The organism is Kocuria sp. GQ42 (assembly GCF_059758435.1).
In genome coordinates, this window is sequence record NZ_JCAXEN010000002.1 from 515,013 (window position 1) to 539,516 (window position 24,504).

Consider the following 24,504-nt stretch of genomic DNA (forward strand, 5'->3'; position numbering starts at 1 on the left):
ATGCGAGTTCCTTTGTCATGGCTGCGCGAGCACGCCCCCGTCCCGGCGGACGCCACCGCCGAGGACGTCCTGGCCGCCCTGGTGACGGTGGGCCTCGAGGAGGAGGACGTGCACCGTCCCGCGGACCACCTGAAGGGCCCGGTCGTGGTCGGCCAGGTGCTGTCCAAGGAGCCGGAGACCCACTCCAACGGCAAGACCGTCAACTGGTGCACCGTCCGCGTGGTCCCCGAGGGCCAGGAGCAGACCCTGACCGGCGAGGGCATCGACCCCTCCGGCGTGCAGGGCGTGATCTGCGGGGCCCACAACTTCGAGGTCGGGGACAAGGTCGTCGTGACCCTGCCCGGCGCCGTCCTGCCCGGGGACTTCAGGATCTCGGCGCGCAGGACCTACGGCCACACCTCCGCCGGGATGATCGCCTCCGTGCGCGAGCTCGGCATCGGCGAGGACCACGACGGCATCCTGGTGCTCTCGACCCTCGGCCTGGACCCGGAGCTCGGCACGGACGTCCTCGAGCTGCTCGGCCTCCACGACGAGGCCGCCGAGATCAACGTGACCCCGGACCGCGGCTACGCGTTCTCGATCCGCGGCGTGGCCCGCGAGTACTGCCACGCCGTGCACGAGCCCTTCACCGACCCGGCCGGGACCGTGGCGCCCCGGGTGCCCGCCCCCACCGCGGACGGCTTCCCCGTGGCCGTCGAGGACGACGCCCCGATCCACGGCAACCCCGGGTGCACCCGCTTCGTCGCCCGCACGGTGACCGGCATCGACGCGAGCGCCCCCACGCCCCCGTGGATGTCGGCGCGGCTGCGCCTGGCGGGGATCCGCTCGATCTCCCTGCCGGTGGACGTCTCCAACTACGTGATGCTCGAGCTCGGCCAGCCGCTGCACTTCTACGACCTCGGGACGCTGACCGGCGGCATCGGGGTCCGCCGGGCGGCGCCGGGCGAGACCCTGACCACCCTGGACGGCAAGCGGCGCGCCCTGGACCCCGAGGACCTGCTGATCACCGACGGGTCCGGGCCGATCGGCCTGGCCGGGGTCATGGGCGGGGCGGCCACCGAGGTCTCGGACGCCACCGTCGACGTGCTCGTGGAGGCGGCCCGCTTCGACGAGGTTTCGATCGCCCGCACCACGCGCCGGCACCGGCTGCCCTCCGAGGCGTCCAAGCGCTTCGAGCGCGGCGTGGACCCGCAGATCGCCCCGGTGGCCGCCCAGCGCGCCGTGGAGCTGCTCGTGGAGCTGGCCGGCGGCACGGCCGGGCCCGGGGTCACCGACGTGGACGCCACCAGCGCCCCCGCGCCCATCGAGCTGCCCTGGGACCACCCCGGCCGCCGCACGGGCGTGGAGTACACGGCGGACCAGGTCGTCGCCACCCTCACCGAGCTCGGCGCGCAGGTCGAGGCCACCGACGACGGCTGGCGCGTCGTGCCCCCGTCGTGGCGGCCCGACCTGGTCGAGAAGGAGGACCTGGTCGAGGAGATCGCCCGCCTCGTGGGCTACGACGCGATCCCCTCGCGGCTGCCCGTGGCGCCCCCCGGGCGCGGCCTGACCGCCGAGCAGCAGGCCCGCAAGCGGGTGGCCGACGCGCTCGCGGCCGCCGGGCTGACCGAGGTGCTCGCCTACCCGTTCGTCGCGCAGGCCGACAACGAGCTGTGGGGCGCCCCCGAGCCCGGGGTCCCCGTGCCGTCGGTGAAGCTGGCCAACCCGATCAGCGAGGCCCAGGGGATGCTGCGCGTGTCCCTGCTCCCGGGCCTGCTCGAGGTGCTGCGGCGCAACACCTCCCGCGGCTTCCGCGACCTGGCGCTCTACGAGGTCGGGCGCGTCTTCCGCCCCGGCGAGCAGCTCGGCAGCGCGAGCATCCCGCCGCTGGGGGCGCGCCCGGACCCGGCGGTGCTCGAGGAGCTCGAGGCCGGCCTGCCCGCCCAGCCGCGCCACCTTGCCGCGGTCCTCGCCGGCAAGGACGCGGCCGAGGGGCCGTGGACCGCGCCGCGCGCGTTCGACTGGCAGGACGCCCTCGACGCCGCCCGGCTGGCCGCCGAGGTGCTGGGGGTCGAGCTGACCGTCCGCCAGGGCACGCACCAGGCGTTCCACCCGGGCCGCACCGCGGTGCTCGCCACCGCCGACGGCACCCCGCTGGGCTACGCGGGCGAGCTGCACCCGCAGCTCGTCGCCGCGCAGGACCTCCCCGAGCGGACCGTGGCGATGGAGCTGAACCTCAGCTCGCTCACCGCGGCCGAGTCCGGGGTCGTCCAGGCGCGCCCGATCTCCGGCTACCCGGCCGCCACGCAGGACGTCGCGCTCGTGGTGGACGCCTCCGTGCCGGCCGCCGAGCTGCGGGCCGCGCTCGAGGAGGGCGCCGGGGAGCTGCTCGAGGACGTCCGCGTCTTCGACGTCTACCAGGGCCCCGGAATCGAGGAGGGCCGGAAGTCGGTCGCCTTCGCGCTGCGCTTCCGGGCCCCGGACCGCACGCTGACCGCGGACGAGGCCTCCGCCGCCCGCGAGGCGGCCGTCGCCGTCGCCGCCGAGCGCCACGGCGCCGTGCTCCGCGGCTGAGCGGCCCCGCCCGGACGGCCCGCCCCCTCCGGGGGGCGGGCCGTCCGTCGTCCCGCCCCGCCCGGGCGGTAACACTCGCGAACGCCGGGGAGTGCGCCGTCGACTTCGGTACTGTGGCACCGGGTCCCCGGCCGCGACCCCGGCGTTCGCGACCGACCCCCCTTCCCCGACCCCGTTCCAGGAGCGCAGCATGACCGAGGAGACCACCGACCGCCAGGAGCCGTTCTTCGCCTTCGACGACGAGCAGGACGAGCAGGACGGGCGCGCCCGCCGGTCGATCGCCTGGAAGCCGACGGCCGTGGGCCTGCTGGGGCTGCTCCTGGGCCTGGTCCTCGCGGTGAGCGCGGCCCTCGCCTGGGACGACTCCCGCAGGCTGGCCGGCTACGCGGACCGGTCGTGGGTGATCTCCGGGCAGTACCAGGACCTCACCAACGACCTGCAGACCAAGACCTGGAACCCCATTTACCGCGGGGTGCTGCCCGCGGACGAGGCGGTCACCGAGCAGCCCTTCGACTCGGGCCTCGCCGACCCGCGCGTCCCGGAGGCGGGGGAGGAGATCGTCTTCCGCGGCACGCAGACGGGCTCCGGCGAGGACGACTTCCACCAGGAGGCCGACGCGCTGCTCGCCGTTGAGGACGGCACGCTCCAGGTGGTCGAGACCGCCGAGGCGGGCGAGTTCGGGGACGGCGTCACCGCGGGCACCATCGCGTGGCAGCGCGTCCAGGCGGCCCTGCTGCTGCTCGCCGGTCTCGCCGCGGCCGGGGGCGGGGTCTGGTTCGCCCGCCGGCTCTACCGCCGGGAGCACTGACCGGCCGGCCGGCCGCGCGGCGCAACGGGCCCCTGCCGGACGCACAGCGTCCGGCAGGGGCCCGTTCCCGTCGGTGCCCGGGGCGGGTCAGTGCAGGGCGGGAAGCTCCCGGCGGAGCAGCCACGCGTCGAGCAGGCCGTCGACCTCCGCCCACCGGTCCCGGGGCACGAAGCCCCGCAGGTGCTCCCGGAAGCCCGCCGTGCTCACCCACCCGTCCCGGTTGGCGGTGGCCCAGCCGCGCAGCAGGGCGCGGAAGGCGTCCTCGCCCACGGTTTCCCGGATCGCGTGGACGGTGAGGGCGCCCCGGACGTACACCACGTCGTCGAAGAGCCGCACCTGCCCGGGGTCCCCGATGACGAGGTCCTGGCGCATCTTGGACAGGGTCCGGTGGGCCTTCTCCGCGTGCCAGCGGGCCGGCCTGTCGCCGGAGGCCTCGGACCAGATCCACTCCGCGTAGGACGCGAACCCCTCGTTGAGCCAGATGTCCTGCCACGCGGAGAGGACCAGGCTGTTGCCGAACCACTGGTGGGCCAGCTCGTGCGCCACGAGCCGCTGCTCCTCCCAGTCCGTGCCCAGCTGGTTCTTCCCGAACACGGAGCACGCGTAGCACTCGAACGGGTCCTCCAGCGATTCGTCGACGACCACCACGGTGTAGCTCGGGAAGGGGTAGGGGCCGAACCAGTCGTTGAACACCTCGATCATCCGGCCCTGCTCCGCGAAGGTCTTCTCCGCCTTCTTTCGCCGCTTCCTGGAGCACACCAGGTACTGGGGGACGCGCGAGCCCGAGAGCTCGTGCCGCTCGTACGGGCCGATCTGCACGGTGGCCAGGTAGGGCGGCAGCGGCACCCGGGACGTGTACACCCAGTGGCGCTCGCCGTCGCGCTCCACCACGGACTCCAGCTCGCCGTGGACCACCACCTCGTAGTCGGCGTCCGCGTGCACGGCGACCCGGTAGGTGGCCTTGTGAGAGGGGTGGTCCACGCACGGGAACCAGGTGGACGAACCGGTGGGCTGCCCGGCGACGAGCACGCCGTCGTCGAGCTCGGCCCAGCCGATCTCGCCCCAGGGCCCGTCCAGGGACTCGGGGTACCCCTCGTAGGCCACGGTGAGCGTGAACGCCTCCCCGGCGGCGACGACGCGCGGCAGGGTCAGCACGAGGCGGCTCCCGCGGTGGTCGGCGCGGACGCGGCGGCCGCCGAGCAGACCGCCGAGCCCGCCGGTGCCGAACCTGACGTCGGTCACGGCGAGCTCGGTGAGGTCCAGCTCGATCCGGTCCGTGTCGTGCAGCGCGCGGCAGGACAGGGTGGCGCGCGCCTCGAGGCCGTTGTCCTCGACGTCGTAGTCGAGGTCCAGGTCGTAGTGCTCCACGGTGGCCGCGCAGCACCCCACGAACGGGGTGTAGGGGTCCCGTGCGCCGTCGGCGCCGAGGAAGCGGTGCATCGGTGCGGCGCTCACGGGACCAGCAGCAGCTTGCCCTGGGCGGCGCGGGACTGGAGCAGCTCGTGGGCCTGCCGTGCCCGGTCGAGCGGGAACGTCTCGGCGACGCGGAGGGTCAGCGACCCGTCGAGCACCGCGTCGAACAGCTCGCCCGCGCGCCAGTTCCGCTCCTTCTCGTCGAGCAGGTAGTCGTTGAGGGTGGGGCGGGTGAGGAACAGGGAGCCGTGCTGGGCGAGCCGCTGCGGGTCGAGCGGGGGCACCTGGCCGGAGGAACCGCCGAAGAGCACCAGCATCCCGCGCCGGCGCAGCGCCCGGAGCGACTCGTCGAAGGTGTCCTTGCCCACCGAGTCGTAGACGACGTCGGCGCCGCGGCCGCCGGTGACCTCCCGGACGTGCTCGGCGAAGCCCTCGTAGCCCACCAGGGCGAAGTCGGCCCCCAGGGAGCGCGCGGTCTCCGCCTTGGCCTGCGAGCCCACCAGGGCAATCACCGTGGCCCCGAGCGACTTCAGCAGCTGCACGGCGAGACCTCCGACCCCGCCCGCGCCCGCGGTGACGACGGCGACGTCGCCCTCCTGGACCGGGTACGTCGAGCGGACCAGGTAGTGCGCGGTGAGACCCTGCAGCGGGACGGCCGCGGCGACCTCGTCGGACACACCGGAGGGCACGCGCAGGGCCTTGTCGGCGTCCACGAGGAAGGCGTCGGCGTAGGTCCGGGACGCCTGCGAGGTGGTGATCCGGTCGCCCAGGGCGAAGTGGCGCACCTCGGAGCCCACGCCCGTCACCACGCCCATGCCCTCGGAGCCCGGGGTGAAGGGGTGCTCCACGGGGTAGACGCCCTCGCGCTGGTACACCTCGATGAAGTTCACCCCCGCCGCGCGGGTCTCGACGAGCAGCTGGCGCGGACCGGGTTCGAGGTCCGGACGCTCGCCGAGGGTCAGGACCTCGGGGCCTCCGGCTCGCTCGACCATGACGCAACGGACCATGACGGGTACCTCCTGGACATCGCGGACGGGAACCCTGCCATGGTAGGCACGGAGTCCCGCCGCGCCCTCCCCGCGGGGGTCGCCCAGGGGTAGCGTGTGCACAAGAGGGGGCACGGGAAAGCCCCCGTAATCATCGAGATTTGCAGACGGGAAGCGTAGATTCGGGGGCAGAGCCGTTCCGGGGGGAGCGCGAGAGCGGCCGTGGTCGATCCGAGCGGGGGGATCCTGACGTGCTCCGACGAGGCGCACCCGCGCCCCGCTCCGCCGGCCCTTCCCCCGTAGCGTGCATAAATATTGAAGACCATGCATAACTTTGAGCTAGAGTGGGTTCTATGACGTTCAGCGCAGCAGTGTCGGGGGCATCCGGCTACGCCGGTGGCGAGGTCCTGAGGATCCTCGCCGGTCACCCGCAGATCGAGATCGGGGCCGTGGGGGCCCATTCCAACGCGGGCCAGCGGCTGGGGGAGCTGCAGCCGCACCTGCACTCCCTCGCCGACCGGGTGCTCGTCGACACCACGGTGGAGAACCTGGCCGGCCACGACGTCGTCTTCCTCGCCCTGCCGCACGGCGCCTCGGCCGCGATCGCCGCACAGCTGCCGGCGGAGACCGTGGTGATCGACGCCGGCGCCGACCACCGGCTCGACTCCGCCGAGGAGTGGGACCAGTTCTACGGGTCCCCGCACGCCGGGACCTGGCCGTACGGGCTGCCCGAGCTCGTCGTGGACGCCGAGGGCACCCGCCAGCGCGAGCAGCTCCGCGGCGCCACCCGCATCGCGGTGCCGGGGTGCTACCCGACCAGTGCCCTGCTCGCCCTGGGCCCCGGCTTCGCGGCCGGTCTCCTGGAGCCGGAGGACGTCGTGATCGTCGCCGCCTCGGGCACCTCCGGGGCCGGCAAGGCCGTCAAGGCGCACCTGCTGGGCTCGGAGGTCATGGGCTCGATGAGCCCGTACGGGGTGGGCGGCGCCCACCGGCACACCCCCGAGATCGAGCAGGGCCTCTCGAAGGCCGCCGGGCGCCGCGTGCGGATCTCCTTCACCCCGACGCTCGCCCCCATGCCGCGGGGCATCCTCACCACCGCCACCGCGCGGGTCCCCGAGGGCGTGACCGCCGGGCAGCTGCGGGAGGCCTGGGAGACCGCCTACGCGGCCGAGCCGTTCGTCACCGTCCTGCCCGAGGGACGGTGGCCCTCGACGAAGTCGGTGGCCGGCTCCAACCACGCCCAGCTTCAGCTCGCCCACGACGCCCGGGCGGGGCGCGTCATCGTCACGTGCGTGATCGACAACCTCGTCAAGGGCACCGCCGGCGGTGCCGTCCAGTCCATGAACCTCGCCCTCGGCCTGCCGGAGGACACCGGCCTGACATTCCAAGGAGTCGCACCGTGAGAACGTACCCCTCCCAGCAGCCCGCCGGCACCCTGCAGGTCGACACCGCCCGCGGCGTGGCCGCCGCCCAGGGCTTCCGCGCCGCCGGCACCGAGGCCGGCTTCAAGGACTCCGGCGGACCGGACCTCGCCCTCGTCGTCAACGACGGGCCCCAGCACCACGTGGGGGCCGTGTACACGACCAACCGGATCACCGCCGCGCCCGTCCAGTGGTCCAAGGCTGCGACCGCGGACGGCCGGGCCGCCGCCGTGGTCCTCAACTCCGGCGGCGCCAACGCCTGCACCGGACCGCAGGGCTTCCAGGCCTCCCACCGGACCGCCGAGCTCGTCGGCGAGGCGCTCGGGGTCGGGGCCGGCGACGTGGTGGTGTGCTCCACCGGGCTGATCGGCATCCAGCTGCCCATGGACGTCATGGAGCGCGGCCTCCCCGGGGTCGTCGAGGCCCTCGGGGACGACGACGCCGCCGGGGCCGCCGCGGCCCGGGCCATCATGACCACCGACTCCGTCTCCAAGCAGGCCGCCTACGTCCGCGACGGGTGGACGGTCGGCGGCATGGCCAAGGGCGCGGGCATGCTCGCCCCGGGCCTGGCCACGATGCTCGTGGTGCTCACGACCGACGCGGAGCTCTCCTCCGACGCCCTGCAGTGGGCGCTCGAGGACGCGGTGAAGGTCACGTTCAACCGCACCGACTCCGACGGCTGCATGTCCACCAACGACACCGTGGTCCTGCTCGGCTCGGGCGCCTCCGGGATCACGCCGGACGAGTTCGAGTTCAGCCAGGCCGTGACCGCGGTGTGCCACTCGCTGGCCCAGCAGCTCATCACGGACGCCGAGGGCGCGTCCCACGACATCGAGATCACCACCGTCAACGCCGCGACCGAGCGGCAGGCGGAGGACGTGAGCCGCTCCGTGGCCCGCTCCAACCTCTTCAAGGCCGCGATCTACGGCAACGACCCCAACTGGGGCCGCGTCCTGTCCGCGGTCGGCACCACCGAGGCCGCGTTCGACCCCGACCGGCTCGACGTCGCCATCAACGGCGTCGTGGTCTGCCGCAACGGCATGATCGGGGACCCGCGCGAGGGCGTGGACCTGGCCGCCGACCGCAGGGTCACCGTCCTGGTCGACCTCAAGGCCGGGGACGCCGACGCCACCGTCTGGACCAACGACCTGACCCACGACTACGTCGAGGAGAACAGCGCCTACTCCAGCTGACCCGCCCGCCCACCAGCACAGCACCGACCCACGGCGCAGGAGAACCATGACCGACCCGAGCGACCCGACCCGCTACGAGACCGCCCAGCTGAAGGCGGGCACCCTGATGGAGGCCCTGCCCTGGATCCAGCGCTACTCCGGGTCCGTGATGGTCTTCAAGTACGGCGGCAACGCCATGGTGTCCGAGCCGCTGCGGCAGGCCTTCGCGGAGGACATGGTGTTCCTGCGCCACGTCGGGATCAAGCCGGTGGTGGTGCACGGCGGCGGGCCCCAGATCAACCGCATGCTGGAGCGGCTGGGCATCGAGTCCGAGTTCCGCGGCGGGCTGCGCGTCACCTCCAAGGAGGCCGTGGACGCCATCCGCATGGTGCTGACCGGGCAGGTCCAGCGGGAGCTCGTCTCCCTGCTCAACGCCACCGGCCCGTACGCCGTGGGGCTCTCGGGGGAGGACGCCGAGCTGTTCCGCGCGGTCCGCCGGGGCACCGTCGTGGACGGCGAGGAGGTGGACCTCGGCCACGTGGGCGAGGTCGTCGGCGTCAACCCCGAGCCCGTCACCCAGCTCCTCGAGGCCGGGCGGATCCCCGTCATCTCCTCCGTGGCGCCGGAGGTCGACGCGCACGGCCGCCCCACGGGGGAGATCCTCAACGTCAACGCGGACACCGCCGCCGCCGCCGTGGCGGTGGCCCTGCGCGCCGAGAAGTTCGTGGCCCTCACCGACGTCGAGGGGCTCTACGCGAACTGGCCCGACAAGGACTCCCTCATCGCGTCCCTGTCCGCCTCGGAGCTGCGCGCGATGCTCCCGAGCCTGCAGGCCGGGATGATCCCCAAGATGGAGGCGGCCCTGCGGGCCGTGGAGGGCGGGGCGCGCCGGGCGTCCATCGTCGACGGGCGCAGCCCGCACACGTGCCTGCTCGAGATCTTCACCGACACCGGCATCGGTACCCAGCTCGTCCCCGACCACGGAGCATCGTCATGACCGCCCAGCACACCGCCTCCCGCTACTCGGCCCAGACCGCCCTGCTCGGCGAGTACGCCGACTCGCTGCTCGGCGTCTTCGGCAGCCCGTCCCTCGTGCTCACCCACGGCAAGGGCGCCGTGGTCACCGACGCCGACGGCCGGGACTACCTCGACCTGCTCGCGGGCATCGCCGTCAACGCCCTCGGCCACGCCCACCCGCGCTGGGTGGAGATCGTCTCCCGCCAGCTCGCCACCCTCGGGCACGTCTCCAACTTCTTCACCTCCCCCCAGCAGATCGCCCTCGCCGGGAAGCTACTGTCCCTGGCCGGCGCGCCCGCGGGCTCCCACGTCTTCTTCGCGAACTCCGGCACCGAGGCCAACGAGGCCGCGTTCAAGCTCGCCCGCCGCCACGGCCACGAGCACCCCGGCCCGGACGGCCGGCCCCGCGGCACCGTCCTCGCCCTCGAGTCCGCCTTCCACGGCCGCACCATGGGCGCGCTCGCCCTGACCGCCAAGGAGGCCTACCGGGCGCCCTTCGAGCCCCTCCCGGGCGGGGTCCGGCACATCCCCGCGACCGTCGAGGCCCTCGAGGAGCACCTCGACGGGACGGTCGCGGCGCTGATCGTGGAACCCGTGCAGGGCGAGGCCGGCGTGCGCGAGCTGCCCGAGGGCTACCTCCGGCGCGCCCGGGAGCTGACCCGCCGGCACGGCGCGCTGCTCGTCGTGGACGAGGTGCAGACCGGGATGGGCCGCACCGGCCGCTGGTTCGCCTCCTCCGCCGAGCTCACCGGCGACGACCTGCCGGACGCGATCACCCTGGCCAAGGGCCTCGGCGGCGGCTTCCCGATCGGCGCGATGCTGACCGTCGGCCCGGAGGTCTCCGCGCTGCTCGGGGCCGGCCAGCACGGCACCACGTTCGGCGGAAACCCGCCGGCCACCGCCGCGGGCCTCGCCACCGTCACCGTCATCGAGGAGGACGGCCTGCTCGCGCACGCGCGCACCGTGGGCGCCGTGCTCGGCGAGGGGCTGCGCGCGGTCCCCGGGATCGGCGACGTGCGCCAGCACGGACTGCTGATCGGCGCCGACCTCGAGGTCCCCGAGGGCGCCACGGCCCCGTTCGGCCCCGCCGTGGTCGAGGCCGCCCGGGACGCCGGGTTCATCGTCAACGCGACCGGCCCCGGTACCCTGCGCCTGGCCCCGCCCCTGATCCTGACCCCCGAGCAGGCGCGCACCTTCCTCGACGCGCTCCCCGAGATCCTGCGCACCGCCGCCGCGGTCACGGCCCCCGCCGCGACCTCGCCCGACTCCCCGCCGAAAGAAGCATGAACCCGTCCATGACCCCCCGCCACTTCCTCGTCGACACCGACCTCTCCCAGCGGGAGCAGACCGAGGTGCTCGAGCTCGCCGCCCGCCTCAAGGCCGACCGCTGGGCCCACCGGCCCTACGCGGGTCCCCAGACCGTGGCCGTGATCTTCGACAAGACGTCGACCCGCACCCGGGTCTCCTTCTCCGCCGGGATCGCCGATCTCGGCGGCAACCCGCTCATGATCAACCCGGGCGAGTCGCAGCTGGGCAAGGAGAGCGTGGCGGACACCGCGCGCGTCTTCTCCCGCATGGCCTCGACCATCGTGTGGCGCACCTACGCCCAGTCCGGGCTGGAGGAGATGGCCGCGGCCGCCACCGTGCCCGTCGTCAACGGGCTCTCCGACGACTACCACCCCTGCCAGATCCTCGCGGACCTGCTCACCGTCCGGGAGCACCGGGGCGGTCTCGCCGGGCTCAGCTTCGCCTACCTCGGGGACGCCGCCAACAACATGGCCCACTCCTACCTGCTGGGCGGGGCCACCGCCGGTATGCACGTGCGCGTCGCCGGCCCGGCGAGCCACCTCCCGGACCCGGCGGTGGTGCGGGCCGCCGAGGAGCGCGCGGAGCAGACCGGGGGGTCCGTGCGCGTGACCACCGACCCGGCCGAGGCGCTCGCCGGGGCGGACGTGGTCTGCACCGACACCTGGGTGTCCATGGGCCAGGAGGCGGAGACCGAAGCGCGGGCGGAGGTCTTCCGGGCGTACTCCGTGGACGCCGCGGCGATGGCCCAGGCCGCGCCCGGGGCGCTGTTCCTGCACTGCCTGCCCGCCTTCCGCGGCTCCGAGGTCGCGGCCGAGGTCATCGACGGCCCGCAGTCCGTGGTGTGGGACGAGGCGGAGAACCGCCTGCACGCCCAGAAGGCCCTGCTCGTCTGGCTCATGGCGCGCTCCGGGCGCTACGACCTGGGCGCCGCCGACGCCCCCGCCGTCCCCGCATGAGCATCCCCGCCACCAAGACCGCCCGGCAGGCCCGGATCGTGGCCCTCGTGACCGGAGGGGCGATCCACTCGCAGGCCGAGCTGGCCGCCCGGCTGGCCGAGGACGGCGTGCAGGTCACCCAGGCCACGCTCTCCCGCGACCTCGTGGAGCTCGGGGCCGTCCGGGTGCGCGAGGGCTCCGGCGCCCTCGTCTACGCCGTCCCGCAGGCCGGGGCCGACCGCTCGCCCGCCTCCGGGATCACCCAGGAGGTGCTCGACGCCCGCCTGGCCAGCCTGTGCCGCGAGCTGCTGGTCACCGCCGAGGCGAGCGCGAACCTCGTGGTCCTGCGGACCCCGCCGGGGGCCGCCCAGTACCTCGCCTCCGCCATCGACACGTCCGTGCTCCCCGCCGTCCTCGGCACCATCGCCGGCGACGACACCATCATGGTGGTGTGCCGGGCGGCCGACGGCGGCCACGCCGTGGCCCGCCGCTTCCTGGAGCTCGCCGAGTAGAGGTCCCGGCGCCGCCCCGTGTCGGCCGTGCGCCGCGCGCTCAGCGGGCCGCGTACTCCTCCAGGACGGGGACGAGCTCCGTGCGCTCGAAGACCCGGGCGAAGTCCAGGGCCGAGTGGGCGCCGGCCGTCTGCGAGGCCCCGGCCGCGAGCAGCGTCCGCACGATCGTCTCGTTGCCCCGGAAGACCGCGCTCATCAGCGCCGTCTGACCGTTGTCGTTGACCCGGTCCGGGTCCGCCCCGGCCTCGAGCAGCGCCGCGACGGTCTCCTCGCGCTGGTGGTAGGCCGCGAGGACCAGCAGGGTGTCGCCCTTGCCGTTGGTGAGGTTCACCGGGACGCCGGCGCGCACGGCCGGCAGGAGGTTCTCCGTGTCCCCCGTCCGGGCCATCTCGAACAGGGAGAGCACGTAGGCCATCTCCTCCTCGGTCAGCTGGGGGGCCGCCGGGTCCTGCGGCTGGTCGGTCGGCTGGGGGTTCTCGGTCACGGGTGGTCCTTCGCGGTCGGTCGGATGCTGCTCCTGCCGGCCAGTTTATCGGGGGCGGGGACCGCGACACGCACCACCCCCAAGTACCCGGGTCTTGACGTTGCAGTAACCGACTGGCACGCTCGTGTGACACAGCTCACCTCGTGCCCGTTCCTCGCGCCGGTGCCCGTGCACCGGGGATCCGGAGTTCCCCCATGACGAATCTCGCCACCCTGCTCACCGACACGGCCGCGGCCTCCCCGGAGTCCCGGGCGGTGGTCCTCGACGACAAGGTCCTGACCTACGGGGCCCTCGACGACCTGTCCGCGCGGGTCGCGTCGATGCTCGCCGCCGCCGGCGTCGGGCAGGGCGACCGGGTGGCCCTGATCCTGCCCAACGTCCCCCACATGCCGATCGCCTACTACGGGATCCTGCGCGCGGGCGGGGTGGTCGTGCCCCTCAACCCCCTCCTCAGCCCCCGGGAGCTGGCGTACCACTTCGACAACGCCGAGGTGTCCCTGGTGCTCGTCTGTGAGGCGATGGCCGAGGCGACCCGCGCCGCGGTCGCGGACCTGGACCGGGACGTCCGGGTGGTCGAGGTCTCGGCCGCCGGGACGCTGCAGGCGCTCGCGGACGTCCCGCCGCGGCCCGGGGTCGCCGAGCGCGACGACGACGAGCCCGCCGTCCTGCTCTACACTTCCGGGACCACGGGACGGCCCAAGGGCGCCGTCCTGACGCACCACAACCTCCGGGCCAACGCGGCGCTGTCCGCGGGCCTCTTCGACCTGGCGCCCGGGGACGTCATGTTCGGGGCCCTGCCGTTCTTCCACGTCTTCGGCCAGACCGTGGCGCTCAACGGCGTCGTCCACGCGGGGGCGACCGTCACGCTGCTGCCGCGCTTCGACCCGGCCAAGGCGCTGGAGATCCTGGCCCGGGACGAGGTCACGGTCTTCGCCGGGGTGCCGAGCATGTACGTGGCGCTGCTCGCCGCCGCGGACGGGGGGACGGTCGAGCTGCCGCACCTGCGGGCCGGGGTCTCGGGCGGGTCTCCGCTGCCGGTCGAGGTCCTGGAGCGCTTCGAGAAGGTCTTCGGCGCCCCCATCTACGAGGGCTACGGCCTGTCCGAGACCTCCCCGGTGGTGTGCTTCAACCAGAAGGACCGAGGACGCCGTCCGGGCTCGATCGGCACGGTGGTGCGGGGCGCGCAGCTGAAGGTCGTGGACGACCTCGGCGCGGAGGTCCCCGTCGGGGAGATCGGCGAGCTCGTGGTGGCCGGGGAGTACGTGATGGCCGGCTACTGGCGCAACCCCGAGGCCACCGAGGCCGCGATCCGTGACGGCTGGTTCGCCACGGGGGACCTCGCCCGGGTGGACGAGGACGGCTTCTACTACATCGTGGACCGCAAGAAGGACATGGTCCTGCGCGGCGGCTACAACGTCTATCCCCGCGAGGTCGAGGAAGTGATCTACCAGTTCCCCGGCATCGCCGAGGCCGCGGTGGTCGGGGTGCCGGACGAGGCGATGGGCGAGGAGGTCGCCGCCGTCGTCGCCTTCCGCGACGTGCCCGAGGCGGAGCGGGACGCGAAGGTCGACGAGCTGGACGCCTTCGTCCGCGAGCGCGTGGCCAAGTACAAGCACCCGCGCTACTACAAGGTGGTCGACGAGCTGCCGAAGGGCCCGACCGGCAAAATCCTCAAGCGCTCCCTCGACCTCGCGGGCGCCGGGCACCGCGGCTGAGCCCGCACACGGAAGGGGCCGGCCGCTGGACGCGGCCGGCCCCTCCTGCACGGTGGGTCCACCGGGACACCGGGGGAGGCGCCCCGGGCGGGGCGCCTCCCGGACGGGGTCAGCTGGACATCATCGCAGGGCTCGCCTGCTGGGGCTCGCGCTCCACGGCGACGTGCTCGTTGGGCACGCAGTGGGTCATGGTGAGACCCGCCACGCTGCGCGGGCCGTTGTTGCCGAGGTTGGCCACGCGCTGCAGCTCCTCCTCGGAGAGGCGCTGGGTGGCCAGGGGGCCCAGGTCCTTGACGTCCTCGAGGGAGACGCCGATGCCGTCGCCCACGCGGCGGCCCATCTCGTCCTCGACCATGTAGAAGTGCCAGACCATGCGCTCCTGGATCGGGCGGTCGCACTGGGACAGCGCGCCGACCAGGTTGTCGATGAGCTCCTCCTTCTCCCACTCCTCCTGGAGCTGGAAGCGCTCGCCGGCCTGCTTGTAGTCGTTGGTCCGCTCGATCCGGGCGCGGGTCAGGCGCGCGCTGATCTCCGGGCCGACCTCGGGCTGGTACCCCTCGGGCTTCGGAGTCTCCTGCACGCCGCCGATGATGGACGGCTCGTAGTTCACGTGCGGGTTCTGGCCCGGCGCGTGGTCCACGGCGTAGGCCATCTGGCCGTCGCGCTGGTTGGTGGCCACCGGCGCCTTCGGCGCGTTGACCGGCAGCTGCAGGTAGTTCGGGCCCACGCGGTAGCGCTGGGTGTCCGAGTAGGAGAAGGTGCGGCCCACGAGCATCTTGTCGTCGGAGAACTCGAGGCCGTCCACCAGCACGCCGGTGCCGAAGGCGATCTGCTCGTTCTCCGCGAAGAAGTTCTGCGGGTTGCGGTTCAGGACCATGCGGCCGACCGGCTTCGGCGGGAACAGCTCCTCCGGCCAGACCTTGGTGTCGTCCAGCGGGTCGAAGTCCAGCTCGGGGTGGTCGTGGTCCTCCATGACCTGGACCTGCAGCTCCCACTCGGGGTGGTCGCCGGCCTCGATCGCGTCGTAGAGGTCCTTGGTGTGCGAGCCGAGGGTCTGGGCCTGGATGTTCGCGGCGTCGGCCGAGGTGAGGGACTTCACGCCCTGCTTCGGGATCCAGTGGTACTTCACCAGGAGGGACTCGCCGGCGGCGTTGACCCACTTGTAGGTGTTCACGCCGAAGCCCTGCTGGTGGCGGTAGTCCGCCGGGATCCCGCGCGGGGAGAACAGGATCGTGATCATGTGCATCGCCTCGGGCGACTGGCTGAAGAAGTCGAAGGCGCGGTTGGCCACCGAGGCCTCGAAGTTCACGGGGTCCGGCTTCTGGGAGTGGATGAAGTCGGGGAACTTGATGGCGTCCCGGATGAAGAACACGCCGAGGTTGTTGCCGACCAGGTCCCAGTTGCCCTCCTCCGTGTACATCTTCACAGCGAAGCCGCGCGGGTCGCGGGCCACCTCGGAGGAGTCCCGGCCGCCGGCCACGGTGGAGAACCGGACGGCCACGTCGGTGCGCTTGCCGGCCTCGGCGAAGACCTTGGCGCGGGTGAACTTCGCGATGGGCTCGTCGCCGTAGGCGCCGTAGGCCTCGAAGTAGCCGAAGGCGGTGGTGCCGCGGGCGTGCACCACGCGCTCGGGGATGCGCTCGCGGTCGAAGTGGCTCATCTTCTCGAGGAACGCGTAGTTCTCGAGGGTCGCGGGCCCGCGCGAGCCGACGGTGCGGGTGTTCTGGTTGTCGTGGACCGGGTGGCCCTGGCGCGTGGTGAGGGTCTGCTCGGGAACGTTCGTCATGGGGTTCCTCTCGGGGTAGGGACCGGGTGTGCAGGACGGCCGGGGCGCGTGGCCCCCGCCGTGGTGGGGTGCGGTCGGTCGGTCTGGATCACACCTGGTCCCCAGTATGTCGGATGGACCGGGCTATTGCTAGCTATTCATAATTGCGGAGTGGCGCACGGCACCCCCGCAGGTCGGAGGGCGGCTGCGGCCCGGCGGGGGAGTGCGCGGGGCGGTCCGCAGAGTATGCATAAATACAAGTCGGCGTGTATAGTCATGCACAGAAGGCGGGGCCACGCCGTGGCGCCCGGACCACCGACGAAGGAGAACACCGTGACCGAGCGTGTTGTGCTGGCCTACTCCGGGGGTCTCGACACCTCCGTGGCCATCGGCTGGATCGGCGAGGCGACGGGGGCCGAGGTCATCGCCGTCGCCGTCGACGTGGGGCAGGGCGGCGAGGACCTCGAGACCATCCGCCGGCGCGCCCTCGACTGCGGGGCCGTCGAGGCCTACGTGGCCGACGCCCGCGACGAGTTCGCCGCGGAGTACTGCATGCCGGCGCTGCAGGCGAACGCCCTCTACATGGACGCCTACCCCGTGGTCTCCGCGCTGTCCCGCCCGGTCATCGTCAAGCACCTCGTGGCCGCCGCCAAGCGCTTCGGCGCCTCCACCGTGGCCCACGGCTGCACGGGCAAGGGCAACGACCAGGTCCGCTTCGAGGTGGGCATCCAGACGCTGGGCCCCGAGCTCAAGTGCATCGCCCCGGTCCGCGACCTCGCCCTGACCCGCGACAAGGCCATCAACTACGCCGAGAAGCACCACCTGCCGATCGCCACGACCAAGAAGAACCCCTTCTCGATCGACCAGAACGTCTGGGGCCGCGCCGTGGAGACCGGGTTCCTCGAGGACATCTGGAACGCCCCCACCAAGGACGTCTACGACTACACGGACGATCCCACGTTCCCGCCGCCGGCCGACGAGGTCGTGATCAGCTTCAAGGGCGGCATCCCCGTGGCCCTCGACGGCCAGCCCGTCACCCCGCTGCAGGCGATCCAGGAGATGAACCGCCGCGCCGGCGCCCAGGGCGTGGGCCGGATCGACATCGTCGAGGACCGGCTCGTGGGCATCAAGTCCCGCGAGGTCTACGAGGCCCCCGGCGCCATGGCCCTGATCGCCGCGCACCGTGAGCTGGAGAACGTGACGGTCGAGCGCGAGCAGGCCCGCTTCAAGCGGATGGCCACCCAGCGCTGGACCGAGCTCGTCTACGACGGCCAGTGGTTCTCCCCCCTCAAGCAGTCCCTCGACGCGTTCATCCAGGACACCCAGAAGTACGTGGACGGCGACATCCGGATGACCCTGCACGCCGGCCAGGCCACGGTCACCGGCCGCCGCTCGAACACCTCCCTGTACGACTTCAACCTCGCCACCTACGACGAGGGCGACGCGTTCGACCAGTCCCAGGCCCGCGGGTTCATCGAGCTGTTCGGCATGTCCTCGAAGGTCGCTGCGTCCCGCGAGCAGCGGATCGCGGCCGAGGGCAAGTAGCCCCTCAGCACGTAGGCTCGTCCCCAGCAGGAACGGGCACGACGACGGAGGGCCCCATCCCGGCGGTGGGGCCCTCCGCCCACGCCCGGCCGACCCGACCCCGGCGGCCCCGGCCCCGGCGGAACTCACGAGGAGAGACATGGCGCAGCAGGACAAGCACGGCACCAACGAGGGCGCGCTCTGGGGCGGGCGCTTCGCCGGGGGACCGGCCGACGCCCTCGCGGCGCTGAGCCGGTCGACGCACTTCGACTGGCGCCTGGCCCCCTACGACATCGCGGGCTCCCGGGCCCACGCCCGGGTCCTGCGCACCGCGGGGCTGCTGACCGACGACGAGCTCGGGGGCATGCTCGACGCCCTCGACCGGCTCGAGGCCGACGTCCGCTCCGGGGCCTACGCGCCCGCCCCCTCCGACGAGGACGTCCACGGCTCCCTCGAGAAGGGCCTCATCGAGCGGGCCGGGCCCGAGCTCGGCGGCAAGCTGCGCGCCGGCCGGTCCCGCAACGACCAGATCGCCACCCTCGGGCGGATGTACCTGCGCGACCACGCCGCGATCATCGCCCGCAACGTGCTCGACGTCGTGCAGGCCCTCCTGGACCAGGCGAAGGCCCACCCGGAGGCCCCGATGCCCGGGCGCACCCACCTCCAGCACGCCCAGCCGGTGCTGCTGTCCCACCACCTGCTCGCCCACGCGTGGGCGATGCTGCGGGACGTGCAGCGCCTCGTGGACTGGGACGCCCGCGCCGCGGTCTCCCCGTACGGCTCGGGGGCGCTCGCCGGGTCCTCGCTCGGACTGGACCCGGGGGCCGTCGCCGCCGAGCTGGGCTTCGACTCCGCCGTGCACAACTCCATCGACGGCACCGCGGCCCGGGACGTCTACGCCGAGTTCTCCTGGGTCACCGCGATGATCGCCGTGGACATGTCCCGGATCTCCGAGGAGATCACCACGTGGGCCACCAAGGAGTTCTCCTTCGTCACCCTCGACGACGCCTTCTCCACCGGGTCCTCGATCATGCCGCAGAAGAAGAACCCGGACATCGCCGAGCTCGCCCGCGGCAAGGCCGGCCGCCTGATCGGCGACCTCACCGGGCTGCTGGCCACGCTCAAGGGCCTGCCGCTGGCCTACAACCGGGACCTCCAGGAGGACAAGGAGCCCGTCTTCGACGCGATCGACCAGCTCGAGGTGCTGCTGCCCGCGGTCGCGGGGATGATCGCCACCCTCGACTTCAACACCGGGCGCATGGCCGAGCTCGCCCCGCAGGGCTTCGCCCTCGCCACGGACGTGGCCGAGTGGCTCGTGCGCCAGGGCGTGCCCTTCCGGGACGCGCACGAGGTCGCCGGGGACGCGGTGCGCGTCTGCGAGCAGCGCGGGATCGAGCTGTGGGACCTCTCCGACGAGGACTTCGCCGCGATCTCCGACCGGCTCACCCCCGGCGTGCGCGAGGTGCTCACCGTGGCGGGTTCGCTGGCCTCGCGCAGCGCCCAGGGCGGCACGGCGCCGTCGGCCGTGGCCGCGCAGATCGGCGAGCTCGAGCGCCAGGTGGCCGAGGCCGCGGAGTTCTCGCGGCGGGCGCCGATCGTCGCGGGATGAGCGGGAACGGGCCCGCCACCGGGCCGGCGCTGCTCGAGCTGCTGTCCCGGCCGGCTCCCGAGGTGGCCCCCCGGCTGCTCGGGAGCCTGTTCGGCCACCGGACCGCCGAGGGCTCCGTGGTCCTGCGGATCACGGAGGTCGAGGCCTACGGCGGGCCGGACGGCTCCGACCTGCCGGACCCGGGGGCGCACACGTGGCGCGGGCGGACGGCGCGCAACGCCTCGATGTTCGGTCCGCCGGGCCACGTCTACGTGTACTTCACCTACGGCATGCACCACGCCGTGAACCTGGTCTGCCGTCCCGAGGGCACCGCCGGCGGGTGCCTGCTCCGCGCGGGCGAGGTCGTCGAGGGCGTGCCGCTGGCCCGCGCCCGCCGGGCCGCCGGACGCTCCGGCCCGGTGCCCGACGCCGCGCTGGCCCGCGGCCCGGGCAACCTCGCCAAGGCCCTGGGCATCGACCTGACCCACGACGGCGCCCCGCTCACCGCGGGGGAGGCCGCCGCGGCACCGGGCTTCTTCCTGCGGCTGCCCGGTCCGGGGGACGCCCCCGCCGCCGGCCGCGGGCCCCGCACGGGGGTGTCCGGACCCGGCGGGACCCCCGAGTTCCCCTGGCGCTGGTGGCTGCCCGGCGAGGCCTCCGTCTCCCCGTACCGCGCCGCGGTCCCGCGCCGGCGCCGCTGAGTCCGCGCGGGACCCGGACGGATAGCATGAGCGGTGTGACTGAATCCGTTGAGCAGATGATCGAGCGCCTGTGCGTGAAGATCCCCGACTACCCGGAGCCGGGGGTCCTCTTCCGCGACCTGACGCCCCTGTTCGCGGACGGTCCCGGCTTCCGGCGGACCGTCGACGCCCTGGCCGACGCCTTCCGCGGCCAGTTCGACCACGTGGCCGGTGTCGAGGCCCGGGGCTTCCTCATGGCGGGGGCCGTGGCCTATGCGACGGGCGTGGGCCTCATCCCGGTGCGCAAGGCCGGGAAGCTGCCCCGGGAGACCTTCCGCGAGGAGTACGTCCTGGAGTACGGCTCGGCGGTGCTGGAGATCCACACCGACGACGTCCCGCGCGGGGCCCGCGTGCTCGTGCTCGACGACATCCTCGCGACCGGCGGCACCCTCGGGGCCACGGCGCAGCTGCTGCACCGGGCCGGGCTGCACGTCGCCGGGTTCGGGCTGATCATGGAGCTCACCGATCTGCGGGGCCGCAGCCAGCTCGGCGGCCACCGGGTGCGGGCACTGTACCGGGTCTGACCAGGAGCGAAGCACCCCGGCGAAGCACTGTGACGCACCGCGCCGCCGGATCGCCGTCGGAACGCCCGCGGACCGGTAGAATCGATGGTCTGTTCGATCCGGAACGAGGTGTCCACCCATGGCAGAGACCGTCGCCACGATGGCGGCCGAGCAACTTGCTGTCGAACGCGCGTACGTCGCGATGCTCTACGACCGGCTCGACGAGCTGCGGGCCGAGAAGACCGCCGAGCTCGCGGCCGTGCGCCGCAGCGAGTCCTTCGGCAACCACCAGAACCGCGCGGAGCGTGACGCGTTCGCCTCCCACTACGAGGACCGGCTCGCCCAGCTCGAGGCCGTGGACCACCGGCTCGTCTTCGGCCGCCTGGACGGCCAGGACGGCGACCGCCGCTACGTCGGGCGCATCGGCCTGGCCACCACGGACCACCAGCGGCTCATGGTGGACTGGCGCGCCCGCGAGGCCGCCGCCTTCTACCAGGCCACAGCGCAGAACCCCATGGGCATCCGGCGCCGCCGCCACCTCATCCTGGAGGGCCGCGACGTCGCCGCCCTCGAGGACGACGTCCTCGACCCGGACATGCTCGAGGACGAGGGCGTGCTCCACGGCGAGGGCGCCCTGCTCGCGGCGCTGAACCAGAAGCGCACCGGACGGATGTCGGACATCGTCGCGACCATCCAGGCCGAGCAGGACAAGATCATCCGCGCCCCGCTGCCCGGCGTCCGCGTGGTGCAGGGCGGGCCCGGCACCGGCAAGACCGCCGTGGCGCTGCACCGGGCGGCGTACCTGCTCTACGAGCACCGGGAGCGGCTGCGCAAGGCGGGAGTGCTGATCGTCGGCCCGTCGTCGTCGTTCATGTGGTACATCGAACGGGTGCTGCCGGCGCTCGGGGAGACCGGCGTCGTGATGTCCTCCCTGTCCGAGCTGTTCCCCGGCATGGCGGCCGTCCCCGAGCGCGACCCGCAGACCGCTCGGCTCAAGTCCGGCCTCGACATGGCCGAGGTCGTGGCCCGCGCCGTGCGGGACCGGCAGAAGGTCCCGGCGGCGGACCAGGTCCTGCGCGTCGACTCCCACCGCGTGACGCTGACCCCGCGCACCGTCAAGCGGGCCCGGGACAAGGCCCGTGCCACGGGGAAGCCGCACAACGAGGCGCGCAACACGTTCGTGAAGATCGCCCTGCGCGAGCTCACCGAGCAGCTCGGCGAGCACCTCAACACCACCAGCGGCAACGTCATGGACCGCTCCTACCTCGCGGAGGACATCCGGCAGTCCCGTGACGTGCGGATCGCGCTCAACCTCGCGTGGATGCCGCTGTCGCCCCAGACCCTCGTCGGGCAGCTGTTCAGCAAGCGGCACTACCTCGAGTCCGCCGCCCCGCACCTGAGCGCCGCCCAGGTCGAGGCCCTGCTGCGCCCGGCCGACGCCCCCTTCACGGTGGCCGACGTGCCGCTGCTGGACGAGGCCGCCGAGCTGCTGGGCGACCTCGACGAGGCCGGGGTGCGCCGGCGGGCCGAGGCGGACCGGGAGCACCGCAAGGCCACGGACAACGCCGAGCACGCACTGGCGAACATGCACCAGAGCCTCGAGGACGTCGGCGCGGACGGCATCGTGACCGCGGCCCAGCTCACGGACTTCAACGCGGTCACCCAGCACCGGATGACCGCCGCCGAGGCCGCGACCGCGGACCGCACGTGGGCCTACGGGCACGTCGTGGTCGACGAGGCCCAGGAGCTCTCGCCGATGCAGTGGCGCGTGCTCATGCGCCGGTGCCCCATGAAGTCGTTCACCGTGGTCGGCGACATCGCCCAAGCGGGCTCGGCCACCGCCGCCCGCAGCTGGCAGGACGCCCTCGGGCCCTTCGTGGGGGAGCGGTTCGTCCTCGACGAGCTCACGGTCAACTACCGCACCCCCGCCGAGATCGCCGCGGCCGCGGTCGACGTCGCCCGGGCCGCCGGCCTGGACATCTCCGCCCCGCGGGCCGTCCGGGAGGGCGAGCCGCCGATCGTGCAGCGGGTCGGCGCCGCGGACGTGGTCGAGGGCGTCCTCGAGCAGGTGCGCACCGAGCTCGAGCTGGTCAGCGGCGGGCTCGTGGCCGTGATCGTGCCCGAGGACCGCGTGCAGGAGATCGGCACGGCGCTCGCCGGGGCCCTGCCCGGGCTCGTGGGTGCCGGGGTCCGCCGGCTGGACCGGCAGGTCGTGGTGCTCTCCGCGTGGGACGCCAAGGGACTGGAGTTCGACTCGGTGGTGGTCGTCGAGCCGCAGGCGCTCGTCGAGGAGGTCGGCGGCGGGGTCGGCAACCTGTACGTGGCCATGACCCGGCCCACCCAGCGGCTGCGCGTCGTCGCCGCCCGGCCGCTGCCGGCCGGTCTCGACCGGTTCTGACCCCGGGCCGCCGGAGGCACCGGGACGCGGAGGGGAACCCCCTCCGCGTCCTGGTACCTTGGAAGCCGTGTCGAACGCAATAGACCTGGACCTCCAGCACAACGATCCGTCCTTCGCCAACGTGTGGCAGGAGCTGCAGTGGCGCGGCCTCGTGCACGTGTCGACCGACGAGGCGGCCCTCGAGCGGTCGCTCGCGGAGGAGAAGGTCACCTACTACTGCGGGTTCGACCCCACCGCGGCGTCCCTGCACCTCGGGCACCTGGTGCAGCTGCTGCTCATGCGCCGGCTCCAGCTCGCCGGCCACCACCCGATCGGGCTCGTGGGCGGGTCCACCGGTCTGATCGGGGACCCGCGGCAGACCTCCGAGCGGGTCCTGAACTCCCGGGAGACCGTCGCGCAGTGGGTGGACCTGCTGCGCGCCCAGGTCGAGCGCTTCCTCTCCTTCGAGGGCGAGAACCGGGCCGTGATGGTCAACAACCTGGACTGGACCTCCCAGCTCTCCGCCATCGACTTCCTGCGGGACATCGGCAAGCACTTCCGGGTCGGCACGATGATCAAGAAGGACATCGTGGCCAAGCGGCTCAACTCGGAGGAGGGCATCTCCTACACCGAGTTCAGCTACCAGATCCTGCAGGGACTGGACTACCTGAACCTCTACCGCGACCACGGGTGCACCCTGCAGACCGGGGGTTCCGACCAGTGGGGGAACCTGACCTCCGGGACCGACCTGATCCGCAAGGTCGAAGGCGTGTCCGTGCACGCCGTCGGCACCCCGCTGATCACCAACTCGGACGGCACGAAGTTCGGCAAGTCCGAGGGCAACGCCGTGTGGCTGGACCCGGAGCTCACCTCGCCGTACGCCTTCTACCAGTTCTGGCTCAACACGGCCGACGCGGACGTGGTCGACCGGCTCAAGGTCTTCACCTTCCTCACCCGGGCCGAGATCGAGGAGCTGGCGCGCTCGGTGGAGGAGGAGCCCTACAAGAGGCAGGCCCAGAAGGTCCTCGCCTGGGAGGTCAACTCGCTGGTGCACGGAGAGGAGGCGACCGAGAAGGCGATCGCGGCCTCGGCCGCCGTCTTCGGCCGGGGCGAGCTCACGGAGCTCGACGCCGAGACCCTGGACTCGGTCGCCCGGGAGCTGCCCGGCGCGAGCGTGTCCTCCGGAGCGCTGCAGGTCGCCGACCTCCTCGTGGCCACCGGGCTGTCCGAGTCGAAGTCCGCCGCGCGCCGGACCCTCAAGGAGGGCGGGGCGTACGTCAACAACGAGAAGGTCGTCGGCGAGGACGCCGAGCTCGGGCCCGACCAGCTCCTGCACGGCCGGTGGGCGCTGCTGCGCCGCGGCAAGAAGCACCTCGCCGCCGTCACCGTGGAGGCCTGATCCGGGCCCCGATCCGCCCACCACCCCCGTCCGGGAGCCGAGCTTGCAGGCCCCTGGGCGGGGGTGTAGTGTTCATCGAGTCGTCAGGCAGGGCCGAGAGGCCGGCGGGCGACGACACCGCAAAGAGCAGCAGGACCGACAGGTGCTGCCTAGTTCATGCGGGAGCGACCGTTCAGGTCGGTCCGAACCCGGAACAACGCAAGTTGACACGCCGAGAACGGACTGCGTAGGATGGTCGAGCTGCCTGAGGCGGGGAACGAAGTTCCGACGCGGAGGGCACCGAA

The 24,504-nt window shown here is 73.2% G+C and carries 19 protein-coding genes; 15 read left to right on the top strand and 4 right to left on the bottom strand.

The features are described 5' to 3' along the window. Positions 1-2,553, top strand: coding sequence for a phenylalanine--tRNA ligase subunit beta (gene pheT, locus AC6CH6_RS07835; RefSeq protein WP_498254696.1), 2,553 nt, complete (start codon positions 1-3; stop codon positions 2,551-2,553). A 190-nt stretch (positions 2,554-2,743) separates the two neighbouring features. Continuing rightward, positions 2,744-3,361, top strand: coding sequence for a hypothetical protein (locus AC6CH6_RS07840; RefSeq protein ID WP_480154031.1), 618 nt, complete (start codon positions 2,744-2,746; stop codon positions 3,359-3,361). 87 nt (positions 3,362-3,448) lie between these two features. Here AC6CH6_RS07840 and AC6CH6_RS07845 read toward each other — a convergent pair whose 3' ends face one another. Beyond that, entirely contained in the window at positions 3,449-4,816 is a 1,368-nt protein-coding gene (locus AC6CH6_RS07845; protein ID WP_498254697.1) for a M1 family metallopeptidase, read from the bottom strand. Beyond that, positions 4,813-5,781 carry a quinone oxidoreductase family protein gene (locus tag AC6CH6_RS07850; RefSeq protein ID WP_498254698.1) on the bottom strand — a complete coding sequence of 323 codons (969 nt, stop codon included), beginning with the start codon at positions 5,779-5,781 and terminating at the stop codon, positions 4,813-4,815. Before AC6CH6_RS07850 ends, AC6CH6_RS07845 begins: the two co-directional genes overlap by 4 nt. Before the next feature lie 332 nt (positions 5,782-6,113). On the opposite strand from AC6CH6_RS07850, the gene argC reads away from it, so the two are divergent. The 6 genes from argC to AC6CH6_RS07880 are packed head-to-tail and all read left to right on the top strand — an operon-like array spanning position 6,114 to position 12,125. Then, complete coding sequence (gene argC, locus AC6CH6_RS07855; protein WP_498254699.1) at positions 6,114-7,163, top strand: N-acetyl-gamma-glutamyl-phosphate reductase; 1,050 nt, start codon at positions 6,114-6,116, stop codon at positions 7,161-7,163. Further along, positions 7,160-8,374 (top strand): bifunctional glutamate N-acetyltransferase/amino-acid acetyltransferase ArgJ, encoded by a 1,215-nt coding sequence (gene argJ / locus AC6CH6_RS07860; protein ID WP_498254700.1) that lies wholly within the window; start codon positions 7,160-7,162, stop codon positions 8,372-8,374. The genes argC and argJ overlap by 4 nt, the downstream gene beginning before the upstream one ends. A 46-nt stretch (positions 8,375-8,420) precedes the next feature. After that, positions 8,421-9,350 (top strand): acetylglutamate kinase, encoded by a 930-nt coding sequence (argB, locus tag AC6CH6_RS07865; protein ID WP_109243429.1) that lies wholly within the window; start codon positions 8,421-8,423, stop codon positions 9,348-9,350. Continuing rightward, positions 9,347-10,657: an acetylornithine transaminase gene (locus AC6CH6_RS07870; protein ID WP_498254701.1), complete on the top strand. Its 1,311-nt coding sequence runs from the start codon at positions 9,347-9,349 to the stop codon at positions 10,655-10,657. The genes argB and AC6CH6_RS07870 overlap by 4 nt, the downstream gene beginning before the upstream one ends. A gap of 8 nt (positions 10,658-10,665) precedes the next feature. After that, entirely contained in the window at positions 10,666-11,634 is a 969-nt protein-coding gene (argF, locus tag AC6CH6_RS07875) for an ornithine carbamoyltransferase (protein ID WP_498254702.1), read from the top strand. Next, positions 11,631-12,125, top strand: a complete 495-nt coding sequence (locus tag AC6CH6_RS07880; RefSeq protein ID WP_133410415.1) for an arginine repressor — start codon at positions 11,631-11,633, stop codon at positions 12,123-12,125. Before argF ends, AC6CH6_RS07880 begins: the two co-directional genes overlap by 4 nt. A 40-nt stretch (positions 12,126-12,165) precedes the next feature. Here AC6CH6_RS07880 and AC6CH6_RS07885 read toward each other — a convergent pair whose 3' ends face one another. Further along, entirely contained in the window at positions 12,166-12,609 is a 444-nt protein-coding gene (locus tag AC6CH6_RS07885) for an ankyrin repeat domain-containing protein (RefSeq protein WP_017832875.1), read from the bottom strand. Positions 12,610-12,803: 194 nt separating this feature from the next. Between AC6CH6_RS07885 and AC6CH6_RS07890 the strand changes: the two genes are divergently transcribed. Further along, positions 12,804-14,324: a long-chain-fatty-acid--CoA ligase gene (locus tag AC6CH6_RS07890; protein ID WP_498254703.1), complete on the top strand. Its 1,521-nt coding sequence runs from the start codon at positions 12,804-12,806 to the stop codon at positions 14,322-14,324. A 109-nt stretch (positions 14,325-14,433) separates the two neighbouring features. On the opposite strand, the gene AC6CH6_RS07895 is transcribed toward AC6CH6_RS07890, so the two are convergent. After that, entirely contained in the window at positions 14,434-16,110 is a 1,677-nt protein-coding gene (locus AC6CH6_RS07895) for a catalase (RefSeq protein ID WP_498254704.1), read from the bottom strand. Positions 16,111-16,422: 312 nt separating this feature from the next. Between AC6CH6_RS07895 and AC6CH6_RS07900 the strand changes: the two genes are divergently transcribed. From AC6CH6_RS07900 to tyrS, 6 genes are all read left to right on the top strand, one after another. Then, the gene (locus tag AC6CH6_RS07900) at positions 16,423-17,634 is read left to right on the top strand and encodes an argininosuccinate synthase (protein ID WP_133410413.1); all 1,212 of its coding nucleotides are present in this window, start codon (positions 16,423-16,425) and stop codon (positions 17,632-17,634) included. A 139-nt stretch (positions 17,635-17,773) separates the two neighbouring features. Continuing rightward, positions 17,774-19,222 carry an argininosuccinate lyase gene (gene argH, locus AC6CH6_RS07905; RefSeq protein ID WP_017832871.1) on the top strand — a complete coding sequence of 483 codons (1,449 nt, stop codon included), beginning with the start codon at positions 17,774-17,776 and terminating at the stop codon, positions 19,220-19,222. Beyond that, the gene (locus tag AC6CH6_RS07910) at positions 19,219-19,902 is read left to right on the top strand and encodes a DNA-3-methyladenine glycosylase (protein ID WP_498254705.1); all 684 of its coding nucleotides are present in this window, start codon (positions 19,219-19,221) and stop codon (positions 19,900-19,902) included. Before argH ends, AC6CH6_RS07910 begins: the two co-directional genes overlap by 4 nt. 26 nt (positions 19,903-19,928) lie before the next feature. Then, entirely contained in the window at positions 19,929-20,465 is a 537-nt protein-coding gene (locus AC6CH6_RS07915; protein ID WP_031282693.1) for an adenine phosphoribosyltransferase, read from the top strand. Between the two features lie 118 nt (positions 20,466-20,583). Next, positions 20,584-22,842: a HelD family protein gene (locus AC6CH6_RS07920; protein WP_498254706.1), complete on the top strand. Its 2,259-nt coding sequence runs from the start codon at positions 20,584-20,586 to the stop codon at positions 22,840-22,842. A 67-nt stretch (positions 22,843-22,909) separates the two neighbouring features. Continuing rightward, positions 22,910-24,220 (top strand): tyrosine--tRNA ligase, encoded by a 1,311-nt coding sequence (gene tyrS, locus AC6CH6_RS07925; protein WP_498254707.1) that lies wholly within the window; start codon positions 22,910-22,912, stop codon positions 24,218-24,220. Positions 24,221-24,504: the final 284 nt, after the last annotated feature.

Excerpts from the sequence above, each read along its gene's own strand:
- AC6CH6_RS07870 (WP_498254701.1), top strand. The coding sequence starts at position 9,347 with ATGACCGCCCAGCACACCGCCTCCCGCTACTCGGCCCAGACCGCCCTG.
- argC (WP_498254699.1), top strand. The coding sequence starts at position 6,114 with ATGACGTTCAGCGCAGCAGTGTCGGGGGCATCCGGCTACGCCGGTGGC.
- AC6CH6_RS07880 (WP_133410415.1), top strand. The coding sequence starts at position 11,631 with ATGAGCATCCCCGCCACCAAGACCGCCCGGCAGGCCCGGATCGTGGCC.
- AC6CH6_RS07850 (WP_498254698.1), bottom strand. The coding sequence starts at position 5,781 with ATGGTCCGTTGCGTCATGGTCGAGCGAGCCGGAGGCCCCGAGGTCCTG.
- AC6CH6_RS07840 (WP_480154031.1), top strand. The coding sequence starts at position 2,744 with ATGACCGAGGAGACCACCGACCGCCAGGAGCCGTTCTTCGCCTTCGAC.
- AC6CH6_RS07915 (WP_031282693.1), top strand. The coding sequence starts at position 19,929 with ATGAGCGGTGTGACTGAATCCGTTGAGCAGATGATCGAGCGCCTGTGC.
- pheT (WP_498254696.1), top strand. The coding sequence starts at position 1 with ATGCGAGTTCCTTTGTCATGGCTGCGCGAGCACGCCCCCGTCCCGGCG.
- argF (WP_498254702.1), top strand. The coding sequence starts at position 10,666 with ATGACCCCCCGCCACTTCCTCGTCGACACCGACCTCTCCCAGCGGGAG.
- AC6CH6_RS07910 (WP_498254705.1), top strand. The coding sequence starts at position 19,219 with ATGAGCGGGAACGGGCCCGCCACCGGGCCGGCGCTGCTCGAGCTGCTG.
- AC6CH6_RS07920 (WP_498254706.1), top strand. The coding sequence starts at position 20,584 with ATGGCAGAGACCGTCGCCACGATGGCGGCCGAGCAACTTGCTGTCGAA.
- argH (WP_017832871.1), top strand. The coding sequence starts at position 17,774 with ATGGCGCAGCAGGACAAGCACGGCACCAACGAGGGCGCGCTCTGGGGC.
- argB (WP_109243429.1), top strand. The coding sequence starts at position 8,421 with ATGACCGACCCGAGCGACCCGACCCGCTACGAGACCGCCCAGCTGAAG.
- AC6CH6_RS07890 (WP_498254703.1), top strand. The coding sequence starts at position 12,804 with ATGACGAATCTCGCCACCCTGCTCACCGACACGGCCGCGGCCTCCCCG.
- AC6CH6_RS07895 (WP_498254704.1), bottom strand. The coding sequence starts at position 16,110 with ATGACGAACGTTCCCGAGCAGACCCTCACCACGCGCCAGGGCCACCCG.